Annotated in this window: 25 protein-coding genes; 9 read left to right on the forward strand and 16 right to left on the reverse strand. The window is 40.5% G+C overall.

The features are described from left to right. Positions 1-25: 25 nt before the first annotated feature. The 4 genes from BLS16_RS11660 to BLS16_RS11675 form a co-directional block, all read right to left on the reverse strand. Positions 26-751: an SGNH/GDSL hydrolase family protein gene (locus BLS16_RS11660; protein ID WP_092333395.1), complete on the reverse strand. Its 726-nt coding sequence runs from the start codon at positions 749-751 to the stop codon at positions 26-28. Between the two features lie 163 nt (positions 752-914). Beyond that, the gene (sstT, locus tag BLS16_RS11665) at positions 915-2144 is read right to left on the reverse strand and encodes a serine/threonine transporter SstT (protein WP_092333397.1); all 1230 of its coding nucleotides are present in this window, start codon (positions 2142-2144) and stop codon (positions 915-917) included. Positions 2145-3491: 1347 nt separating this feature from the next. Next, the gene (locus BLS16_RS11670) at positions 3492-4172 is read right to left on the reverse strand and encodes a formate dehydrogenase subunit gamma (RefSeq protein ID WP_092333399.1); all 681 of its coding nucleotides are present in this window, start codon (positions 4170-4172) and stop codon (positions 3492-3494) included. Then, complete coding sequence (locus tag BLS16_RS11675; RefSeq protein WP_092333401.1) at positions 4162-4815, reverse strand: molecular chaperone DnaJ; 654 nt, start codon at positions 4813-4815, stop codon at positions 4162-4164. Before BLS16_RS11675 ends, BLS16_RS11670 begins: the two co-directional genes overlap by 11 nt. 293 nt (positions 4816-5108) lie before the next feature. Between BLS16_RS11675 and BLS16_RS11680 the strand changes: the two genes are divergently transcribed. Further along, complete coding sequence (locus BLS16_RS11680; RefSeq protein ID WP_092333403.1) at positions 5109-5618, forward strand: type II toxin-antitoxin system HicB family antitoxin; 510 nt, start codon at positions 5109-5111, stop codon at positions 5616-5618. Between the two features lie 1469 nt (positions 5619-7087). On the opposite strand, the gene pckA is transcribed toward BLS16_RS11680, so the two are convergent. Beyond that, on the reverse strand, positions 7088-8662 hold the full coding sequence (gene pckA, locus BLS16_RS11685; RefSeq protein ID WP_092333405.1) for a phosphoenolpyruvate carboxykinase (ATP): 1575 nt from the start codon (positions 8660-8662) through the stop codon (positions 7088-7090). A gap of 239 nt (positions 8663-8901) precedes the next feature. Between pckA and BLS16_RS11690 the strand changes: the two genes are divergently transcribed. The 3 genes from BLS16_RS11690 (at position 8902) to BLS16_RS11700 (ending at position 10063) form a co-directional block, all read left to right on the forward strand. Next, positions 8902-9348: a demethoxyubiquinone hydroxylase family protein gene (locus BLS16_RS11690; protein ID WP_092333407.1), complete on the forward strand. Its 447-nt coding sequence runs from the start codon at positions 8902-8904 to the stop codon at positions 9346-9348. A 78-nt stretch (positions 9349-9426) separates the two neighbouring features. Next, a complete protein-coding gene (locus BLS16_RS11695; protein ID WP_034597020.1) occupies positions 9427-9636 on the forward strand; it encodes a hypothetical protein in 210 nt (69 codons plus the stop codon). 100 nt (positions 9637-9736) lie between these two features. Then, positions 9737-10063 (forward strand): hypothetical protein, encoded by a 327-nt coding sequence (locus BLS16_RS11700; protein WP_092333408.1) that lies wholly within the window; start codon positions 9737-9739, stop codon positions 10061-10063. A gap of 72 nt (positions 10064-10135) precedes the next feature. Here the strand turns inward: BLS16_RS11700 and BLS16_RS11705 are convergent, their stop codons facing one another. Then, positions 10136-10675, reverse strand: coding sequence for a flavodoxin family protein (locus tag BLS16_RS11705; protein ID WP_242876272.1), 540 nt, complete (start codon positions 10673-10675; stop codon positions 10136-10138). Positions 10676-10887: 212 nt separating this feature from the next. Here BLS16_RS11705 and BLS16_RS11710 point away from each other — a divergent pair, with 212 nt between their 5' ends. After that, complete coding sequence (locus BLS16_RS11710) at positions 10888-12147, forward strand: MFS transporter (RefSeq protein ID WP_092333412.1); 1260 nt, start codon at positions 10888-10890, stop codon at positions 12145-12147. Between the two features lie 349 nt (positions 12148-12496). On the opposite strand, the gene BLS16_RS11715 is transcribed toward BLS16_RS11710, so the two are convergent. Further along, positions 12497-12718, reverse strand: a complete 222-nt coding sequence (locus tag BLS16_RS11715; RefSeq protein WP_092333414.1) for a hypothetical protein — start codon at positions 12716-12718, stop codon at positions 12497-12499. Between the two features lie 189 nt (positions 12719-12907). On the opposite strand from BLS16_RS11715, the gene BLS16_RS11720 reads away from it, so the two are divergent. Continuing rightward, the gene (locus tag BLS16_RS11720; RefSeq protein ID WP_092333416.1) at positions 12908-13900 is read left to right on the forward strand and encodes a polyprenyl synthetase family protein; all 993 of its coding nucleotides are present in this window, start codon (positions 12908-12910) and stop codon (positions 13898-13900) included. Positions 13901-13982: 82 nt separating this feature from the next. On the opposite strand, the gene BLS16_RS11725 is transcribed toward BLS16_RS11720, so the two are convergent. Continuing rightward, positions 13983-15053 (reverse strand): tetraprenyl-beta-curcumene synthase family protein, encoded by a 1071-nt coding sequence (locus tag BLS16_RS11725; RefSeq protein WP_092333418.1) that lies wholly within the window; start codon positions 15051-15053, stop codon positions 13983-13985. Positions 15054-15290: 237 nt separating this feature from the next. Here BLS16_RS11725 and BLS16_RS11730 point away from each other — a divergent pair, with 237 nt between their 5' ends. Then, the gene (locus BLS16_RS11730) at positions 15291-15497 is read left to right on the forward strand and encodes a ferritin family protein (RefSeq protein ID WP_034597007.1); all 207 of its coding nucleotides are present in this window, start codon (positions 15291-15293) and stop codon (positions 15495-15497) included. Between the two features lie 27 nt (positions 15498-15524). Further along, positions 15525-15791 (forward strand): spore coat protein, encoded by a 267-nt coding sequence (locus BLS16_RS11735; RefSeq protein ID WP_092333420.1) that lies wholly within the window; start codon positions 15525-15527, stop codon positions 15789-15791. Between the two features lie 56 nt (positions 15792-15847). On the opposite strand, the gene tatA is transcribed toward BLS16_RS11735, so the two are convergent. From tatA to BLS16_RS11775, 8 genes are all read right to left on the reverse strand, one after another. Continuing rightward, positions 15848-16039, reverse strand: a complete 192-nt coding sequence (gene tatA / locus BLS16_RS11740) for a twin-arginine translocase TatA/TatE family subunit (RefSeq protein ID WP_092333422.1) — start codon at positions 16037-16039, stop codon at positions 15848-15850. Between the two features lie 166 nt (positions 16040-16205). Then, positions 16206-16988 carry an SDH family Clp fold serine proteinase gene (locus tag BLS16_RS11745; RefSeq protein ID WP_092333424.1) on the reverse strand — a complete coding sequence of 261 codons (783 nt, stop codon included), beginning with the start codon at positions 16986-16988 and terminating at the stop codon, positions 16206-16208. Positions 16989-17179: 191 nt separating this feature from the next. Beyond that, positions 17180-18055, reverse strand: a complete 876-nt coding sequence (locus tag BLS16_RS11750) for an ATP-binding protein (protein WP_092333426.1) — start codon at positions 18053-18055, stop codon at positions 17180-17182. After that, on the reverse strand, positions 18033-18890 hold the full coding sequence (locus BLS16_RS11755; RefSeq protein WP_092333428.1) for a nucleotide-binding protein: 858 nt from the start codon (positions 18888-18890) through the stop codon (positions 18033-18035). The genes BLS16_RS11750 and BLS16_RS11755 overlap by 23 nt, the downstream gene beginning before the upstream one ends. Position 18891: 1 nt before the next feature. Beyond that, complete coding sequence (locus BLS16_RS11760; protein ID WP_092333430.1) at positions 18892-19260, reverse strand: NifB/NifX family molybdenum-iron cluster-binding protein; 369 nt, start codon at positions 19258-19260, stop codon at positions 18892-18894. Continuing rightward, on the reverse strand, positions 19257-19649 hold the full coding sequence (locus BLS16_RS11765; protein WP_282433739.1) for an iron-sulfur cluster assembly scaffold protein: 393 nt from the start codon (positions 19647-19649) through the stop codon (positions 19257-19259). The genes BLS16_RS11760 and BLS16_RS11765 overlap by 4 nt, the downstream gene beginning before the upstream one ends. Before the next feature lies 1 nt (position 19650). Further along, the gene (locus BLS16_RS11770; RefSeq protein ID WP_092333432.1) at positions 19651-20031 is read right to left on the reverse strand and encodes a DUF134 domain-containing protein; all 381 of its coding nucleotides are present in this window, start codon (positions 20029-20031) and stop codon (positions 19651-19653) included. A 130-nt stretch (positions 20032-20161) separates the two neighbouring features. Continuing rightward, the gene (locus BLS16_RS11775) at positions 20162-20371 is read right to left on the reverse strand and encodes a hypothetical protein (RefSeq protein WP_014902156.1); all 210 of its coding nucleotides are present in this window, start codon (positions 20369-20371) and stop codon (positions 20162-20164) included. A 300-nt stretch (positions 20372-20671) separates the two neighbouring features. On the opposite strand from BLS16_RS11775, the gene BLS16_RS11780 reads away from it, so the two are divergent. Beyond that, the gene (locus tag BLS16_RS11780) at positions 20672-22288 is read left to right on the forward strand and encodes a (Fe-S)-binding protein (protein ID WP_092333434.1); all 1617 of its coding nucleotides are present in this window, start codon (positions 20672-20674) and stop codon (positions 22286-22288) included. Positions 22289-22500: the final 212 nt, after the last annotated feature.

Consider the following 22500-nt stretch of genomic DNA (forward strand, 5'->3'; position numbering starts at 1 on the left):
CTTAAATATTCCCGCTTTAAGCGTTTTACTTAGCTGTGTTTATCACCCAAACCAATCGGTTATACATGTAGTTTGACATTAGCTTATACCCCTTGTCGTTGGGATGCAGTCCATCTGACAACAATTCATCTAAATCCTCTTGATCTGTAGGAAATGTACTCCAAACGTCTAATAAATGTACTCCAGCCTTAGCTGATACCTTTTTGATGGCCGCTCTAATACCCAAAAACAAAGATTCGTCATCAGAAACCATGGGAGGCTCTACAATGCAAAAAATATCCGCTTTGGGGGCTTTACGTTTAATCACCCGAAGTAACAGTTCATACTTTTTACTAAACTGATAAGGCGTGTATTCATTCCTATCGTTTCTTCCCACACAAATAAAGACAACATCTGTATCACTTTCTATCTCAGTTGCTCTTGTTAAACAATAGTCTACAAGAGTCCCTGAGGAAGCTTTGTTGTCCCAGGATATTCTATGGGAATACTTCTCGGCTAAAGCTCTTTTAAGCTCTCTAGTCCACCCGGTTCTTAAGGGATTTGTGGCCCCCTGACTAACGGCAATTGAGTCTCCTAAAATCACAGCATTAACTGTACCTGTTTCTATCTTTTGAATACCTGTCAAGGTATCAACCTTAGCAACTGTCGTAGTCAACCTTCTCTCTGCCGCCTGTACTGTTACCGGATCACCAAAATTCAGCAAAGAGAGCAGCATGGTTCCCGATATTAAATAGATAGTTAACTTTCTCATGACCCTTACTCTCTTTCTTGTGCCTGAATACACCATCTTCTATCTTTTCCGTTCAGTTTTTCTGTCAGGCACAATCATCTCATAACTTTATTGCGAAGTAAGGGGAAATTTGTCTAAACTCAACTAAAAAGCTCCCATCCTTAGATGAGAGCTTTAGGAGTCATTACTTAATAATAATTTCTTTTCCTTCTTTACGCATTTTGGCAAATTCTGATGTTGCTGTGAAGATCACGTCTGAAGACGAATTAAGTGCCGTTTCAAAAGAGTCCTGTAAAACACCTACTATAAAACCTACTCCCACAATCTGCATTGCAATCTCATTTGAGATTCCGAATAAACTGGCGGCCAGAGGAATCAGCAAAAGAGAACCACCGGCGACTCCGGAAGCACCACAAGCGCAAATAGTTGCTAATACACTGAGGATTAATGCCGTAGCCATATCAACTTGGATGTTCAGGGTGTTGACGGCTGCAAGGGTCATAACAGTAATGGTTATCGCTGCACCTGCCATATTAATAGTGGCACCCAAGGGAATCGAAACTGAATAGGTATCTCTGTCTAAACCTAGATTTTCGCACAAGCTCATATTTACCGGAATATTTGCTGCTGAGCTGCGTGTAAAGAATGCTGTAATACCACTTTCCTTTAAACACTTTAGCACTAAGGGATATGGGTTTTGGCGGATATTTAGATAAACAATAATTGGATTAACGACCAGAGCGATAATCACCATGCAGCCCAGCAGCAGGGCCAATAATTGTGCATAGCTGAGTAAGACCTTTAGACCACTGGTGGCAATGGAATCAAATACAAGACCCATGATACCTAAGGGGGCGAATTTAATGACCCATCTTACCATTTGAGTTAAGGCATCGGAAAAATTGGCCATCATTGTTTTGGTGGAATCCGAGGCTTTTTTTAAGGCATAACCAAGAACTAAAGCCCAAGCTAAAATCCCGATATAATTAGCATTGTACAGTGCTTTGATAGGGTTATCGACAACATTTAGCAGTAATGATTTAAGAACCTCCACGACCCCTCCGGGGGGTTTGATATCTTGAGCCCCGGTTGTAAGAGTTAAGGTTACTGGGAACATAAAGCTCAGAAAAACCGCAACAAACGCAGCAATGAAGGTCCCTAGAAGATATAGGATGATAATTGATTTCATATTAGTTTTATGTCCAGTCTTATGTTGAGAGATGGCTGACATGACTAGGAAGAAAACCAATATCGGTGCTATTCCTTTTAACGCTCCAACAAATAATGTGCCGAAAATTGTGATTGGTTTTGCCAGTTCTGGAATTGTTGTCGCTAAGATTATGCCGATGATCAGACCAATGATTATTTGTTTTACCAGACTCAATTGATTCCATTTGTTGATTAAATTTTTCATGCACTTTCCCCCTGAATTTAAGATAAGCTGCTCCAAAAATTATATTATACTTGCTTTGAGGCTTTGAACTCAACTTTTTTTAAGATCTTTATTTATTCTCCCTTCTTACAGACCAGACAATACCTTATTTCTGCATTTTTTCCAGGTTGATGAACATCCCTCAAAACAACAATAATTCCAAGAACATCCAATAGACATGTTGAATAGAATGGACTAAGATCCTCACAATCTTTGACAATCTAATAATAGGGAGTGAAGCATATGATTCTTACTGCATTAATAATCATCATAATCTTATTGTTGGTAATCATTTGGGAGCTATTGCTACTACTTCGCAGACCACCTCACCCACCGGTTCCGCCCAAGCCTCCCCACCCCTGCCACTAAAAGCAGTTCTCAAAGTTATGGCCTAGGTATAGTTTACCTAGGCCATTTTACTGCTCCCAAGGATCCTTATAAAGGATAATCTCCCAACAACCTTACATTATTTATTGCGAATTGTTTTTCTGTTGATTGTTGAATACCCCCAATTTTTTAGGGAATGATGAAAATAAATATCCTTGAAGTCTATGAAACGGAGCCTGGAAAACTTAACTTCGTAATGTATCCCGATGATCCAAAGGATGAAACTATTCTTGAGGTCAATACTGATACTATAGAATTCTCTCAACTGCTTAAAAAACTACTTGATGCTTAAGCTTAGGAAAATATCTGCCGCCTCATAACCCAACCTAGCATCCTATAATTTACAAATATAATTTGGTATCTTAATGCTTAAAAAAAGAAAAGCTAAAAAAGCTAAAAAAGCTTAAATGTAAAAGGAGGTTTTTCTTATGCTGGGAATGAAACGAAGAAGTAGTTTATTTAGTACTCGCTCGCTGATCATCCATGCAGTCGGCATCGGCGCTGCAGTCTGGTTAGGTAAACTCTGGGGCGATAACGATTATTAAGGTAAAAAAGCCGTCCGAAAGGACGGTTTTATCATTAGGGCAGGAGTACATCTTTGGATTCATTTATATACAAAACCTCCCAGTGTAAAGACCTCTTACTTGGAGATAATATGTTTACAATGAATTGTTCTTCTTAAAGGAATAAAGCCAACAACTTGCGAGAAGAACCATTCATTTTAGTATAAAACGGGAGAGCTGAATATCAGCTCTCCTCATTAATATTTATAAACTAATTTGTTTGAGTTGAGTTATTTCTAAATATAATTGAAACCCCAGATAAGAATATACACTAGTATGATTACATAAAGTATCATCTGGAATATGGTCAGGGGGAGACTTTTCCTGTATTTATAGTACTGTGACATGTTTTATCTTCCTTTCCCCTTTGTGTCTTCGGTTACTTCCCTGATTCAAGTCTTTCTAATTCCAACGGGTGGTCTTCTTCCATTTCTTCTCGAGACATTGTACCTTTATACCAAACATGGTTCATCGGAAAGAACCTGGGGCTAAAGTGAGAGTTGAAAAAGTGCCATATAAATATAGCGCTGATGGCCAGAATTGCTTCGTCTGTATGAGCATACCTGGCTGAATCTATTACCCACCTTGGCATGTACTGGGTAAATATTTCCGGAAACCACATCATTAGTCCTGATCCGCCCATAATCGCCATACCCCAGAAGACAGCCCAATAGTCAAATTTTTCTTTATACGTGTAGCGATCAAATTTGGGCGGATCTTTTCTCAGACCTATTAAATACAGGACATCTTGAACCACGTCAACGAAATCTTTACCCTTCGGCAATATTGCCCAGGATGTCTTTTTAGTCAGCAAGGGATATAGGCCTAAGTAGAATAAATGATATACAAAAGCTAACAGCATAACTGCTCCACCTACAAGATGTACGGTAAAGAGATTATCGAAGCCGCCAAACAACGCTACAATCCAAACAGAGACACTATTTTGCTCAAACTTAATGGGTAATCCGGTAATTGTCAACACAAAAAAACTACTAAACATTCCGATATGCTGAATACGTTGGTGAAGATCAAAACGTTGAAACACATCCTTATTGTCCACGGTTCGTCACCTCTTTCCGTTCCCGAAGAATTGTACGCAGGTTATGAAATAGCTGAAGTTCAATATGGATAACTAAGGCTGTAATAATGATAAGGGTAAGCCAGATAAAAAACTTACCTGTATAGTACATTGGAGCCCCTGATCCGCCAGGCTTAAGCTCGTAGTGATCCTCTCCTTCTGCAAATCCAGGTGATGCCTTCCCGTGACAACTGGCACAAGTTTCTGGAATGTTTTGTTTAGCTACTTTAGAGCCTGAACTATTTGGACCGAGAATATCGTGGAAGCCATGGCAATCGGCACAACTGGCAGACTTTTCACTTCCCAGATGAACAGCTTTACCATGAAAACTTCTGGCATAACTATCCGTTACCTGACCTTTATGACAGCTCGTGCAGGTTGCTACACTTTCTTTTTTATTCAATGCTGCTCCTGGAGGATGGGGATACCCTGTAATTCCTGTGTGACAGCTGGTACAACTTAAAAAGCTGTGTTCCGATCTTTCAATCTTAGTTTGTTGATCCCCATGGCATTGAAGACAATTCTCTTGAGCTTGAACCGGAGTTGCCGGGAGAGCCACAGCTAGGAATATTAGCATTAGGAAGCCCAACACTTGCCATAACCGTCCCTTGATTAATTCAGACATAAGATGCACCTCTTTTAATTTAGATTTTATATCTATCCTCAGTGCCGAAGTTATTATAACGCAAATAAGCGTGCAGTATACGCACGCTTATTTGAATGATCACTGACTTGCTACCCCCAGGGAACAGTGCAACATTATTCTAATTCCAGAGAAAAAGGTCTTAATGAAAAAAACTCAGTAATTCCGATGATTAACGCGTCGCAATAAGACGAACGCAATTTAAAATATGGAAGGTTTTTACAGCATCCTTCTTGAATTGTATACCTAAATTTCTGAATATGGAGGTTTCCTTTATGAAGAATTGCACTTTGATTGCCAGCCCACTTAATGAAGAAGGACTATGGATAGCAGAAATACTTGAAGTAAAAGGGTGCATAACCCAAGGCAATGATCTTTTTGAGGTAATACAAAGAGCCAAAGAACTGAGAGAGGCCATTGAGACAATTAACGGACTTCAATTCAACGAAGAGGAGTCCACAGAAAATAAGGTGGAGCCAGAAAAGACCGATGAGGATGTTATCGGATATTTTGTATCTCATAAAAACAAAGCTAACGGCTCAATTTGTTCAGATATCTGTGAAGTGTTAGGAATTATTCAGGAGTTTGATTCAGTTGACGATAGAGGCACCAAGGCCTTTAGAAGACATCTAGGAATTATGCTAACTCATTTATCCCTCCAAACCCCAACCCTTAGCATTGGGCCCTGGACTATACAATGCAAATCCATGAAAAAGCAGCTGGCCAATGCCCCCAAGTGGGACGGTTGGAAAGATAAGTGGAATGGAGGCGAGGAATCCGCCTAAAATAAGAAAGGAATCCCTGTTTGTTAGGGATTCCTTTCTTGAATAATCTCCACCGCTATGTTCAAGAAGACTCTATTTTTACCGCTTACACGGGAAATGATTCATTATCAGTCTCTGACTAAATTACTCAGAGTATTCATTAGTCGGCAACATTCTTAGCAACGTGGGGATCATACCAATTAACAGTAAAGTAAGAATCAACTTCATGCTTAGCCATCTCCTTTCAAATGTCGTTGAGGATCTTCATTAAATATAATCAATAGATGTTGCTTTTTCGTGACCTAAATGTGTAGAATCTGTGATCAATTCTTTTAGGAATGCCGCTATGCAGCACTATCTGGGGATGAGAATAGGGTCGCTTGGGTCAGGGCGGCTTCGCCCACATCCGTGCAAGACCAGCTAATTCGTGCGAAGACAGTGTCTTCGTGTACCCAGCACTCCAAGGCTCGCCCACGCGCAGACCTGGGAGCGATCTTCAGCGGATAAGTATTCTTTGGAGATAGCCGCTTCAGCGAAAATGTATCCTACGCCGTTAGGGATTCCTTAAGGGATCACGGCTTCGGCGATACTCTCCGCTGGAGACTATCGTACCGGACACTTTCGTGCCAAACCGACCGGGAATACCTGAGGTGAACCCGTGGCTCCGCTTCCCCAAGTCAGCTTGTGGGCTTTACCGCCTATCCATGCAATGGGTTCACTCCTGTGGATCGAAGCCGCCCTGTCTTTCGGGTCTATTATTCGTAAGCGTGTTTTAAGGGCTTTTTTCAGTGTAGCCTTCCCTGCCGCAGTACGGCACCAGCAGATGATGAAAAACTAAAGGACTATCTTCCTAGCACGCTAAATATTCCACGAAGCCTTACTAGAGTCCTCCTAAGTACTGCTTATATTCCCTGCAAACTGCTTGAAGGAGCGCTTTTCTGCTAAGCGGATGCGTCAGTGGAGCCGCGCTAAGGCAAGGGCCGACGGTTCGCGTCCCCGTAGCGCGCCGCAGGTTCACATGCGACGGAACACGATGTTCCTAGTGCCGCATGCGCCACGGACGGCATAGCATGCGGCCAGAAATGCCCGGAGGTTCGGACGCGCTCGCGAACCGTCCAGCGAGCCAGCGGCGGAACTCGCAGACGCGTGCAGATCGACGAAGACACTGTCTTCGCACGGGTTAAACCTTCTTGCAGCACCGTCTTCGCACGGGTTAACACAGCTAAAAGGCGCTCCGCCTCAGAGCCAGACAGAAGGACCGCCCCCCGTTTCCCCAAGTTATTTCCCAGATTAATATCTATTGCCACAAGATTTCATGCCATTAGCACAAATCACCAACATCATAGGTAACGAGTGATCCATAAGAAAAAGCGCCACTCCATTAAATCTGCGGAGAGGCGCTTTTTCTTACTCTATTCCTAAATAATTCTTACAGATTACATCTGTCCGTTATCGAAATTTAAAGTTCCTGAGGAATATCTACATGTTTATCAATTCTTTGGACCGGCAGATCGAATGTCAGCTGAAACATCCTCAAACCTTTGGAAATTTTGCCGAAAGCTCTCTGCTAAAGTATTTGCTGTTTTGTCATAAGCCTCTGTGTCTGCCCAGGTATTCCGTGGGGTTAAAACCTCCACAGGCACTCCATTCACTGCTTCTGGGATCATAAGACCAAAGACCGGATCAGCCTGATAAGCAGCTTTCTCTAATTCTCCATTTAAAGCGGCAGTTATCATAGCTCTGGTATATGTAAGATTCAAGCGTTTTCCTACCCCATATGGGCCACCGGACCAACCGGTATTCACTAAATAAACCGTCGAATTATGTTCATCAATCCGTTTTCCAAGCATCTCCGCATAAACCGCCGGACTCAATGGTAAAAAAGGTTCCCCAAAACATGTAGAGAATGTAACCTGGGGCTCAGTGATACCTCGCTCTGTCCCAGCTAGCTTAGAAGTGTAACCTGACAGAAAATGATACATAGCCTGCTCTTTGGTAAGCTTAGAGATGGGGGGTAATACACCGAAGGCATCTGCTGTCAAAAAAACAACCACCCGGGGATGGCCTGCTTGGCTGGGAATTAAAGCGTTATCAATGTACGTTACCGGATAACCTGCCCGGGTATTTTCTGTAAGGGAGCTGTCTTTGTAATCGGGAAGCCGGGAATCGGGATTTAAAACCACATTTTCAATAACTGTACCGAATCGGATAGCATTCCAAATCTGGGGTTCCTTTGCTTGGGATAGATCTATGCACTTGGCATAGCATCCACCTTCAAAATTAAAGATACCGCTTTCCGACCAGCCGTGCTCATCGTCCCCTATCAGTCTGCGTTCGGGATCAGCTGACAAGGTAGTTTTTCCGGTACCGGATAAGCCAAAGAAAAGAGCCACATCATGATTGGCCCCCACATTGGCCGAACAATGCATGGGCAACACTTCACGAAATGGCATTAAATAATTCAGGGCACTGAAAATCGACTTTTTCATTTCGCCAGCGTATTCAGTGCCGCCTATAATAATTACTTTTTTCTCAAGGGACAAAATAACATAGGCTTCGGAGTTGGTTCCATCTGTTTGAGGATCTGCAGTCAGCCCAGGGGTGCAGATCAGAGTAAACTCAGGTTGGTGGTTTTCCAGTTGTTTTTCCGTTGGTCTGATAAATAACTGTTGAACAAAAATATTGTGCCAGGCATATTCATTAATTACTCGAATTGGCATGCTATATTTGTCGTCTGCCCCTGCAAAACCGTCAAACACAAAATAGTCTTTAGTCTCTAGATATTCCAAAGCCCGACGATATAATTTATTAAATGTTTCAGGACTGATAGGTTTATTAACCTTTCCCCAAGCAATTTGCCCTTTGATGGAAGCATCATCAACGATAAAGCGGTCTTTCGGAGAGCGGCCAGTGTAGTTTCCCGTAGAACAACAAAGAGCCCCGGTGTTAGTTAACATTCCCTCATGGCGAGCTAAAGCTATTTCCACCAGCTTACTCACCGGAATATTCCTGCCAACAGGAGCCTTTACTGTGAACAAGTGATCGATATTGGAATTAGTACCCATCTCTCATTAACCCCCTAGATTTCTCTATTATGTATACCCAAGGATTGAAAATACTTAATACACAACTTTATCGGGTTCTTAGCGACGCGGACTTTGAACATTGTATACATTGAACAATTAAGACTCTATAGGTTATATTAACAGAAACCGACTTACTTTTCCAAGCATTTTTTGCCAAGGATATAAAACCCAATTTTGATAGATTATAAATATACATTACGAGATAGTGAGGTATGATAATGGACGATAAGTTGATTTTCCGTTTAAAAGAATTCTATACCCTAGAAACCTTTCAAGTTGCTTTTTATGAATCACAAGTCTCATCATCTACCAATGAATATTACAAAAAAGCATTCGAAAAAATGGTGGAAATTGAAAGCGGCCATGCAGATTTCTTTGCCCAAGTCTTAACCAAGGCTGACATTGAAGTACCGAAGATTATAGGTTCAGCCTTTGAACTGGCCGGCGGCTTTGTTGGAGATATGGTTAGTCTAACCGGTTCTAGCAATACCTGCAAACTCGGGGTTGCTCTGGAAAATAAAGCAATGGAAGCCTATCGGACTTTCATCAATGAGAGTAAGGACAAACATTATTCTGAACTTCGCAATACTCTTATGGACTATCTTCTTGATGAGGAATTCCATACACTTTGGCTTAGGGATTACATGGAAAAGCACCCTAACTAAAGGGATTTTCAGTTTTTCTATCCCCTAAGCAGGTTTTTTAATCTTTCTATCGAATCACTAGATTAGAGGTGATTTATTATGAAGACCCAGTATCTAGTGATTCCGGTAACCGATGAAGAACGCAAACGACTTAACTATGTATGCACCAAGCTGGGTATTACCATCGAACAATTCTTTGATACCGCTCTTCGTGAAGGAGAAATGGAGATACTTAGCACAGATGCTTTTAAACCAGGTGGCTCCTTTTGGAACATCGAAGAACACCCATTCAAGAACGACTCAGAATAACCAAAATACTTTTACTCTCTCTGCATTTATAATATAATCTAATTTAGCTGTTCGGAAGTTAATCAATTCTAAACAACAATAAGAAGGTGGCGGAATATTCATGAGTGATGATAATAAATCTGATTTAGAGCGTTTAACGGATAGTTTAGAAAAAAATGCTGATAAACCTAATCAATCACTTGGCCTAGTTAGTTTCACAGATCTGTTTACTCCGGATTTTATGAGCAAATATACCAAGTTCGCTAATTTCGGGGAACTGCTTATCGTAGGAAAGTATAATGTAAGTAGATTTGAGGAATTCTTGGCTCTTCTCAACGCAGAATTCGATAAATTTATTGCTAAAAACACCAATTTTAAAACTTGGGAAGAAATGCAGTCCACTGCAGTCTCCGAATACTATAAGAGGCAGGAAGCTGCTAAGCAATAGTCTATTACAAAGTTACAAGCCATCACTATTCGTGATGGCTTGTTTGTTTAGCGATACTATAGCTTATTTAGCCTAGAGCTTAGAAACCATTTCCTTTGTGGCTTCACGAATAGTATCTATCTTGTACTTTTTATTCTTCTGAGTTACTCCGATAAAATCAAACTTCTCGGCTTTTAGATGAGTAAAAAGTCTTTCCATTGAGGTTAGGCAGGTTGTTATTCCATTGCCGCTCCCCCCTGCTGCTGCTACCGATATTACCGGTTTCCCCTCTAAGCAGGTCTTTTCGTTTTTTATACCCTCACATCGTCTTAAGCGATCAGTAAAGGATTTAGCAGACTCACTCATTTCACCCCAGTATACCGGGGAAACTAGGACAAAGGCATCCATGTCGTTCATTGAAGCATGTAAATTCTGAAAGTCATCAATTACTTGACACTGATGCTCATTGCGACAGGGTCCCCAGCCATTACCACAAGCATGGCAGCTCCCAATTTTTTGTTGATTCAAGTTAACCATTATTACCTTTGCACCTGTCTCCTCTGCTCCTGATTTGGCAGCATTTCCGCAGGCTGCAGTAAGCCCATCCGTGTTAGGGCTGCTTGTTAAAATCATCACGTTCATCATATCATATCCTTACATTTCTTAATTACTCTTTACTATTGTATCAGGAAAGCAATATCCCTTAAAGGATTTTCATGCCCAATCCGCTCGAATAATTGCCTCAGCAGAGATAATTCTCCTAAATCTTTTAGAGACAGTGATTGACTATGATATAATATTTTTGTTACTTATCCCAAGCTCAAGTGCCATGAAGGTGTGTGCGTATGGATATTAAAAACCATCTAAAAAACAGATTGACCAACAAGCTTCCCGCCCTGAACCACTATAATTTTCGCATTTTTTGGTTGGGACAATGGGTTTCTTTAATTGGAACATGGATGCAGAGTATCGGACAAACTTGGCTTGTCTTTTCACTGACTGATTCCCCTTTATTGGTAGGCTTATTAGGAGCGGTTCAGTTTCTGCCAATTACTTTATTTTCATTGTTTGCTGGCGTTGTTATCGACAAGTATCCAAAAAGAACAATACTTTTAATTACACAATTCACTTCAATGATATTGGCATTCACATTATTTATACTTGTTTATACGGATACGGTTCGTTATGAATATATTCTCATTTTAGCTCTCATGCTTGGCTTCTTAAATACTGTTGATTTGCCTACCAGACAATCCTTTACAATTGAAATAGCGGGCAAGCAAGATTTAATGAACGCCATTGCTTTGAACTCTGCCACCTTTAATCTAGCTAGAATTCTGGGCCCATCCATAGGAGCATTGATTATGGCTTCCTTAGGAGCGGAATGGTGCTTTTTCCTGAATGGATTAAGCTTTATGGCAGTACTCCTAAGCCTGCTTAAAATCAAGGTTAACCCCTACGTACGAAAGCAGGTTGCTACTAATATCCTTAGAGAAATCAAAGATGGGCTAAAGTACATCATCCTCGAACCATCACTTTTTAAAACTACATTGATGGTTTTAATAATTGGCCTGTTTGTTTTTAACTTCAATGTCTTAATCCCAGTATTCACCAAACACGTTCTTCACCAAGAGGAGTATGTCTATGGAATCTTAATGTCATCTCTAGGAATAGGCTCTTTTATTGGTGCCTTAATGGTATCCTTAAACAGTAAATCTGGGCCTAAAGCTAATGTTTTAGTAGGTAGTAGTGTGGCAATTTCAATTTGTTTGATGATTATCAGCCTTACCAAAGTGTACTATTACTCTGGATTCCTCTTAATCGTCACAGGAATTTTTAATATTTGGTTTAGTACAACAGCAAACTCCACTCTCCAAATCCATGCTAAAGATGAGTATCGAGGAAGAGTAATGAGCGTTTACTCACTTGTCTTTGCTGGGGCAACCCCCCTTGGGAATATGTTCGCAGGTTATATTGCGGATAGATTTGGAGCTCAAACAGCGTTTTTTCTTACCGGAGCACTATGCCTGTCTTCAATTTTATTACTAACAACCATATTTAAGGTTAGGAGTTATCGCCATAAATCCTCGCCAAAGACAACCTAAGGTAATCACCGCGTTCAGCTAAAGTTGACATCGAGACTTCCGTATTTGGACTCTACACAACCGAAGCAGAATTAGGAACATCCCTTTATAAGAAGTGGGTGTCTCGGGTTTGATTAAAAAAAGATGCTATATAGATAATATACTCCCGCAATACTGGCAGGGATTGCACACGCAATAGTGAAGGCAATAATGGTCGGCTTAATCAGTTCGTTCCAGATTGTTTTTATGATGAATTCACCCCAGAATCAGTTTTCGATTATGCTTCTTATTAAGTGATCCGATATTAAACTCCGACTTGAGTTTATCTGATAAACACAAGTCGGAGTTTATCATTGCTAAATGGTTTGTTTTAGTTAATCTCAGGATTTGAGTTCTTTTGCCCCTGCATAAGCCCTTTGTTATGAAAGACCTCTTTAACTTCTAATGTCAGCATTCCTCCTTTAGCATTCTTAAAGCTATCCTTACCGTACTTTGGTTTTTTATCATCTTCCACTACACTCACTACGCCAGCCGGTTCCCAAGTCTGACGATTTAATTGTGATGCATGTTCTTTGTCATTTTCAATAGTCATTGATTTGCCTCCTCAATGTTTTCTGTTTTACTAATCCTTTTTAGAATCCCCATAGAATTTATTATTAGTCATTTTCCCAATGAATCTGTTCGCATCTTCATTTTTTTACACTTATGGGTATCCAATCATTGCCTTTTAGACATAATATAAAAGCTTAACATTTAAAACTTGAGAACAGAGGCAAATGCAATGAGTATACAACAGAGTTATGTCAATACCGAAACATCTTTTCCAAAGCTCCAATTCACGGAACTGCTCTTTGTCGAGGATCAACTACAGACTGTACTCCAACAAGCCGACGGTCTCATTCGCCAAACCTGTATTAGTTTGCTGGAATCCGGCGGTAAACGAATTCGACCTCTTCTCACACTCTATAGCGGTATGTGCTTTGCTCCCTTAAATCCATTAATGATTGATGCAGCAGTTGCGTCAGAGCTTATTCACATGGCTTCCTTAATTCATGATGATGTCATTGATGAATCAGAAACAAGGCGTGGTAAACCAACCATTGTCTCTGAATATGGTAACCATGCAGCTATATTAACTGGGGATTACCTGTTTGCCGAAGCCTTCAATATCCTTTCACGATCGGAATTATTGACCAGTATGAATTTTCTAGTTAAGGCCATCCAAGCAATGTGCCATGGGGAAGTTCATCAAGCAGACGAACAATTCTCGAGTCAAGTTAGTTTTGAGGAATATTATAAGCGAATTGCTAATAAAACCGGTATTCTTCTTGCCGCCAGCTGTCAATCAGGTGCGGTTCTAGCAGGCGCATCTGCAGCAGAGTTGTCTCTGATGCGAGAATATGGAATGAATCTGGGATATGCCTACCAAATAACCGATGACATCTTAGATATTGAAGGGGATGCTGATTCTCTGGGAAAACCTATTGGGGCTGATCTGGTTAACGGTAATATTACTCTTCCCATGCTTTATCTCTTGGATAAGCCGATCTATGGAAATTGGTTAAGGGAAATTATCAACGTTCGTAGTATTACCCCGCAGGGAGCACTGAGCATTAGAGAGGCTCTCCTTAACACCGGGTGTATTGAAGAGGCTTACCAGACTGCTACCCACTGTATCAATAAGGCAAAAGCGTGTCTTGACAATATTCCAGCCAGCACCTATAAAACCACTCTCCTAGATTTGGCAAATACCATTTTGCATCGTAAAGCCTAACCCCTAAATGAGGTAGAAGGGATCACTTATGTCAATCTAAGTGATCCCTTCTAATATTAAAAAGCTATTCAAACTATCGTCTCTAAATAATTTTTCGTTTTCGCAACTGACGACAGACCCAATAAAGAAGCTTTACTCCTATGCCGCACTTCTCGATAAGCCTCTTCACAATCGACCGAATCTCACCATTCATACTCTTTTCATCGGAGAGATACATTGCTAAAAGTCCCTGAACGACAACTTGATGAAACTTAGCGTATTCCAAGCGTTCTGCTTGCTTTAAGGAGTTCTCCACAAACAATTGTAAACGTTTAAAAACTATTTCTGGGTTTTCATAATAGGCTACAAAATTCAGCTGATTGGTCTCCCGGTCTTCACGGAGATCGATAAAATAGTCTAATAAAATATGGAGACCACAGATCCAAGGAAAATATGTCTGACTTATGGTTTCAACCTGTTTCAGCGCCAATTTAGGATCATGGGCCACGGAAAACAGACAAAAGATCCCCAAGGTCGATCCTGAGGCAGCTGCAAACTCCCAAATTGTTATTTCGGAATCGGCGGCTAAATGCGTGGTAATCCAATCTACCATTTTCCCTTCTCGTTCACTGACGGCCAAATGTTTATAGGTTTGTAAGGAGGCATACAGCTCCGCCAACTTAATGGCTTCTCCTTGAACTGTCTGATAAGACGGTAAATTCCTGAGACTTTCTTGGCAGGTTTGAACTAAATTTTTTAAATACCCGCCATCCTCACGATATGGATAATACAAATAATAATCTGACAGATCCGCCTCTGGATTTAGAGCTTCTTGCATTGCTAAATGCAACTGTGCAAAGGCTTTTTCATCCTGAACTTCAAGACTGTCCACTAAATTATCCAGATAATCGCTCATAGTCTGATAAGCAACAATAAACCGGATTGTTGCTTCTCTTGGAACACCCGGATAAAGGGCATAAATACTCCCTCCTTGACAGTGAAAGGCTTTCCAGCGAATACTCTCTAAGGCTTGTTGACACAAGCGTGCATCAGGCGCTTCTCTGGCCTTTTGTCTCCATTCGTTTAGTTCTCTTTTCACAATCGGAAAGACTTTTGCCACAAATAAATATATCAGCTTTATGCTGTTATAGGTTCTCAAACTTGATCTATTCATTTACTTATTCTCCTTAGAATGAAGACTATTATATGACTCTAGGAAGTATTTTGTAGCTAGAGAGGAATAACCATATTGTAATCGCCTTAACTATTATTACCAAAAAAGGCAAGTTAAAGCCCTTAACCATAGCTATTAAACTTTCATTTCAGCTCTTAAAAACTTAATAAACGTACATAGGTTTTTGTACAATGTGACATCCTAAGTAAGGATAAAATTTTCGAGAGGAGAATGTACATGAATACTGCAAATCCAGAATTAACCTCAAAAAATTTAGCCATTTTGAATGATCAGCTTGGGTCCGAGGCTCTGCTGGTTCATAAGTTCACACAAGCGGCTCAAACCGTTCAAGACCAAGCGATCAGTGCACAGCTTAATTCCTTTGCCCAACAACACCGTAAACACTATGATACCTTGCTCAACTATTTAAATTCCCATCAATAATTTAAGGAAAGGGTGATAAAATTGAACATGCAAAACACCACCATGACTGAACAGGATATTATCACGGATCTGTTAACTTCAGAGAAGCATCATACAAACACTATTAATACTTTTATCACTGAATCGACCTGCGCTAATTTAAGGCAAAACTTAAAGACTATCCTGACGGAAGAACATAGTATTCATGAAAATCTGTATAATGTCATGAACCAAAAGGGATGGTACCCGACGAGTGATGCTCCTTCCCAAGAAGTGCAGAAAACCAAGGATAGGTTTAACTCTCTACAAGTTTAAGGATAGTTTTTAATGAAAAAGACGGAGCTCCTGCTCCGTCTTTAATATACACTTATTTACTCTTTATCAACTTTTACCGTCTTAACTTCTTCTACTTTGTCGTCTTCAGTTGCAGATTTAAATTCTTTGATCCCTTTGCCGAGTGCTTTTCCTAAGTCAGGTAATTTACCGGGGCCAAAAATTACTAATGCTATTACAAGGATAATCCCCGCGGTCATAGGTGTGACAAAGCCAAATGTTGTAAGCATAATAAGCACCTCCAAAACTATCTACTCATTCTCTAATCATATACTTAAAACTATTCAATTGCAAAACCAAGCAATATGATTATCCTACCCTATTAAACGAAATAGCGCAATATGTTTTCAATGGAAAACTGATTAACCCTATTAAATGAAAAAAGACCGAACTCTGTCAGTCTTTTTGTTGTTCTTCGTTGTCCTTTTCCTTAAATAGTTTTTCATACCCCAGATACAGATTCCAAATAACGTCCCACAGCTCTCCATGAGCTTCGGTTACCTTTATTCCTAATTCTTTGGCTTCTCGTCGTCCGATTGGATATCCATGAGAATAGTATCCTTCTGTCAAAGCGTGAGTGACAATCTGAATCTTTTCCGGATTATCTTTAAGCATATATAACGATAATAGGGTTTCGGCATATTGTCTGGAAGCCTTAATTGTTTTTTCATAGTCTCCAATGAGCCATGGGTCAAGTTTACTAAGCATTTGGGCAGCAATCATCGATGAAACTTCCGGGTTGTTACTATTAACAATCGACCTTTGAAAGAAATCCAAGCAATGCCAAACTGCTTGAACCGGTACTAAAACGTCTTTATAGGTTGGATGCTTAACCAACGGATCGATAGGGCCCAGCTCGGAAATCGGTCCCATAACGACTTCATCGGCCCCTAGAACAAGCATGGATGCCGCCGATTTTGCCACAAACGGAACAATAACTGCAAATTCTTCACAGAATTCTCGAATTAGCATTACTACTTTATAAGGTGTATCTACGGCTCCTCCATAACTGTGTAGAACTAAATCGATTTTTTGCGTATGCCCGATTTCCTTTAACTGTTTATAAAGGGGGACTAAAATAGAGTCATCTAATGGTGTATAAGAAAAATAGATTAGAACTTTAGATTTTCTCAATTCTTCAAGTCGCTCAATGTAACCGGCCCGTTCTTCTGCTTTCAACACAATCCCCCCACGCTCTTCCTCGCATTCCATATTATTCCTGTTGGAAGCGCATTGTGATTCAAGAAGGGATATATTTCCATTTTTAATGGTAAATTGCAAACTTTAGAAACGGGGTTCCAGTAGATAACAATTACAATCGCAATTTCTGTAGTTCGTCCTCCATTTTATTAATTAATTCAGAACTTTCATCACAAGACTAAACTCTCATTAAATAGTATTGTAATTGCCTTATCAAAAACCTTCTTTATGGCATACGCTGCTGCTGTGTCAACGTCTACGATACTCTGACCTTTATTGATGGCTTTTATTACTTCTGAATCATAAGGTATTTTTCCAACACAAGGGAGGTAGCTTTGCCGACAAAATGATTCAATCTTTTTGGTGTTTTCAATATTTGTATCGTATTTGTTAATACAAACCGCAGTTCTGGTGTGAAACTTTTCTGCAGTCTTAATAATCCGTTCCATATCACTAATACCGGAAATAGATGGTTCGGCGACGATTAAAACCATATCTACACCACTTAGAGAAGCGATGACCGGACATCCTATCCCCGGAGAACCGTCAATGATGGCCAGACCTGTGTCTATAGGCGCTGACTTCATCTGTTTTTTCACTTCAGTGACAAGTTTTCCGGATGTACCGCTCCCCATTTTTAGCTCTGCTGTTGAGAACACTGAATCATTAACATACAGCATCAAATCTCCGGCTTTAGCAGGTTTAAGAGATATAGCTCCTACCGGACAGACAGCTTCACAAACACCACAACCTTCGCAAGCATATGTATCCACCGTATACTTAACTGTTTCTTCAATTGCTTCAAAGCGGCAGCTTTGTCTGCATAAGTCACATTGGTTACATATATCCGGATCTATCTCTGCCTTAGGCATACCATAATAGTCTGATTGTATAGGTGTAGATGCTTGATTCATGATCAAATGCAAATTTGGTGCATCAACATCACAATCTGCATACATTTTAGCATTTGATAACTTAATAAATGCGCTAACAAGCGTTGTTTTCCCTGTACCGCCTTTGCCACTAAGGATTAGTAACTGTTTCATAAGATCCCTCCTTAGTCACAACCTGCAGGATTGAAGCAAACAGATCATGGTACTTTTTATTCTCTCTGACAGAGATCAGAGCATTAGAATTAAGAGTTCCGAGGCCACCGTCAAAGGGAATCTTGCCTATAACTTTAATATCCTTTTCCAAACAAAATTTTTCGGCAGGATTTTCCCCCTCCACACATTTGTTCAGTATCACACCATGAGGTTTTTTAAACAACTTGACCAGTTCATAAACCAAATTAAGATTGTGAACTCCGAATAAGGTTGGCTCGGCTACTAAAATACAATAATCTGCATCTTTGATACTCTCCATGACAATACAGGCACTGCCGGGTGGACAATCGATAATGATGAGTTCCGGCCCGCTTACAATGTCTTGTAAAAGCTTCTTAATTATGGGTACTCCCGACGATTCTCCAGGATTTAATACTCCTGTCATGACAGTAACATTTTCTGAAACACCGTACTGAACCTTGCCAATCAGCTTGTCTTTTTCCGCAAAAGCTTGCTCCGGACAAAGCAAGATACACCCTCCGCAGGAATGACAAACGTTATCAAAGACGATTACTTTATTGATAATAAAGGCTAAGGCATTGAACTTGCAGAATTCGACACATTTACGGCAGCCACTACACAGCTTTTCATCGGAGAAAGGAATTTTGACCTCAATGCTTTCCGAGGCATAATTCTTCGGCTTGAAAAACAGATGCCCATTGGGCTCTTCTACGTCACAGTCTATATAGAGGGATTCCTTAGCTACTGAGGCCAGATTTACTGATACTAGTGTTTTTCCTGTGCCACCCTTGCCACTTAGCACAGCTACCTTCATACTAGTTGCCTCCATGACCATGAAATCCAGGATGAATATCTTCTAAAATCGGAAGTTTTCCGTCATTTAAGGCACAAATGTTATCTTGAACAGAGAAATTAATGGTCTTATACAATTTTATATTAGCTGTCTTAAGAACTTCTGCGGCATTTTCTCCGCATTGAGGAGTAATTATGGCATTAATATTACTGTCAACAATTGTTTGCGCGGCTTTAATACCTGCCCCGCCCTGGCTGGCTATTGCGCTATTATCTAAAAAAACACTCTTCTTGGAATCGGTATCGTAAATAAGATAATAGGGTGTACGTCCGAAGGATTGAGAGACATTTGTTGACATAGATTTATCATCAACGGGTATGGCAACTTTCATTGAGAATCCTCCTTTAAGCCTATTTTTTGACTTTCATAGAAATTATTAATGGCATTGCGCAATGCACTAACTCCTAGGTTTGAGCAATGTACTTTATTCTCGGGTAAACCATCCAGAGCCCGGACGATATCTTCTTCCGTAATACTTAAAGCATCCTCTAAGCTTTTACCTTTAGCTAATACTGATGTCATACTGGAGGTTGCAATCGATGCACAACAGCCAAAGACTAAATAGCTGATCTCTTGAATGGTATTATCCTGTACCTTAAGGAAAATGATCAGTGCATCTCCGCAAGCAGGATCTCCGTAGACTCCTTGAGCATTGGCATCCGGCATGCTATAGGAATTTTGTGGACACGTAAAGTGTTCCATTACTTTTTCGGAATAAATATTATTCACCCCCATTATCATTTGGCGTAAAACCTCTGTCACATTTATGTCTGAGGCAACCGCCACAACCGCAAGATTTTTCTAATCCGTCACACAGCTGATAATCCCCACCTTCAATTCTCAACACTTTCCCATTTACTAAGGATTCTGCAAGTTTCCTTCGAGCATCATTGTAGATTCGTTGAACAGTGGTACGGGCAATCTTCATTTGGTCAGCACTCTCTTCTTGAGTAAAGCCTTCTAGATCGATAAGCCTTATTGTTTCATATTCATCCACAGTCATAACTACGAAGTGCTCTTGATTTATTTGGTTATTGAGTGGCCCAAAACGGTTACTTTCCGGTAAACAACAGACTTTTCTCCATTTTCTTGGTCTTGGCATTATCCTACTCCTCATTACTCATTATTTCTAATCCTTAACTATCTCCTACTTAGCACAGAAGTCGTGCAGTTATGAAACTGTCATGACTAGTACTAAAAGTAACAGGAGAATTCTCCTGCCACTTTCACTGCTAATTTTGACTCATAATTTGCTTGTTAAGGTCATCAAGTTTTCTTTCCAGCAGCTCTTTTTGCTTTTGTAGCAACTCCTTTTTCTTTTTTGGCTCAATTAGATCATTGGCAAAATTCTTCCCCGGACCTCGTCGGTAGCCTGACCCTAATCCTAAGCCAGTACCATTACCTGATGAGCTGATTGGTCCTGTTCCATCTCTTCTTGGCATTAGCTATTACCTCCTTAGTTATTGACATATGCCCTTAATAACTTGAATTATACTCTGTTTTGAACATATGTCAATAACCACCATGTTCTATTATTCGAATAAATTTGTAATTGACATATGTCCGGTACATAGTATAATTAAATCGAATATGGCATATGTCAATAACTATTTGTACCTATTTTCTTAAATTATAGCATAGTTAAGTTTTTCATTTAAATTCTTTTATCATCGAAACGGGCGTATCCCAAGGAATAACTAACATAATTTTGAAAGTTAACTTGTGGAAGAGGAGAGCTAAATATGATCAATGAAAAAGATTTGCGTCCCCAAGATATGGGACGACGGGATGAACAACTGATTAAACTCGAAACAGACAAACTCATGCCTTTACTGCCCCCTTATAATAAGCCCGGAATGGAACCCCCTCTAACTGATCCTAAGCCCGCTTGGCAAGAAAAATTCTGTACATCTCTAGATGGCTATGTTGGTATTGATACCTTAATTCGTCCGAAAACCCAGGACGAAGAAGATGAGTTCGTACGCAAATTCATATTTGGCCTAGAAAAAAGCTTTTCGGATGCCAACAATGGAGTGCTCCAACCCTTCCTGTTATCCTTCGAATACTGCGCAAAATGTGATACTTGTTCTGCCGCCTGCCATATCTACGAAGCGTCCGGAAAAAACGAATTATATCGTCCTATTTTCCGCTCGGAAGTCCTCAGGAAAATTGCTAAGAAGTACTTCACTCTAAGCGGAAAACTGCTGGGTGGTTTCGTCGGAGCTGATATCGATGTGAACTGGGAGACCATAGCCCGGCTCGGGGAATTAGCATATCGCTGTAATCTATGTCGGCGTTGTGCCCAGACTTGCCCCTTAGGCTTAGACAATGCTATCCTCACTAAAGAGATTCGTAAGATCTTCAGCCAAGAAATGGGCATAGCCCCTCTTCCCTTACATACCAAAGGTACCGTTCTTCAACTAAAGACAGGATCCTCGACAGGCATTACCAAACCGGCTTTTCTGGACACGATTGAGTTTTTGGAAGAGGAAATCGAAGAGAAATATGGTCGGAAGATTAAGTTCCCGATTGATAAAAAAGGCGCAGATATTCTGCTCTTACATAATGCCGGCGAGTACATGGCTTGGCCTGAAAACCCCATTGCTTTTGCAATTCTTTTCGAAGAAGCTGGTCTAGACTGGACTCTTAGCAGTGAAATCACCGGCTATGATAATGTCAATTATGGCATCTGGTACGATGATTTCCAAGCCAAGACCCTGGCCGTTAAGCAAATGAAGGTGGCCAAAGAATTAGGAGTCAATCGTATAGTTATTGCAGAGTGCGGTCATGCCCACAAAGCTTCGGCGATTGTAGGAGATCGGATGGTTTATGGGGATGCAAAAGTTCCCGTTGAAAGTTGTCTCCCTCTCCTTTGGGATATGGTTAGGGATAAACGGTTAAGGCTAGATCCCAGTAAGAATAATTTTCCCGTAACCCTTCACGATCCTTGCAATTATGTCCGAGGGATGGGAATCGTCGAACCACAGCGCAATGTACTAAAAGTGATTAGTCCTCAATTTAGAGAAATGACACCTCATGGAGTTGACAATTACTGTTGCGGCGGAGGCGGCGGTTTCGCCATTACGAATTCGATGAATTTCTCCGAATGGAGAAATAAGATAAGCACTCGGATGAAGTTTAACCAGATCCTTGGAGCCTTCCAGGACAGCATGGAAAATATTTCAATCCCCAAATATGTTTGTGCACCTTGTTCAAATTGTAAAGGAGCTATTCGTGATATTCTGGAGTTCTATGAAGCAACCGAGAAATTTAATGTTCAATATGGTGGTTTAGTAGAACTAATGGTCAACGCACTAGTTGGTATGGATAAACCTTTCCTGGAGTTTTTAGAAGATTAGATTTAATGTTATTGGTTTATTCTCCAAGGCGGTTAAAATGTTGGAAGTGCCTTCTTTAAACAGTATCCTCCGGCTGTTTGAGAAGAAAACCTCCATAATATAATCATGAAAGCACGTTGAACTGGACACTCAACGTGCTTTCACTGTTTTGGCTCCCCTGGGGAGCTTTTTTCCAAAGTTTTTCTGCCGGAACAAATTTGTAGTACAGGGGG

The sequence above is a fragment of the Desulfosporosinus hippei DSM 8344 genome (assembly GCF_900100785.1).
Taxonomy (GTDB): domain Bacteria; phylum Bacillota; class Desulfitobacteriia; order Desulfitobacteriales; family Desulfitobacteriaceae; genus Desulfosporosinus; species Desulfosporosinus hippei.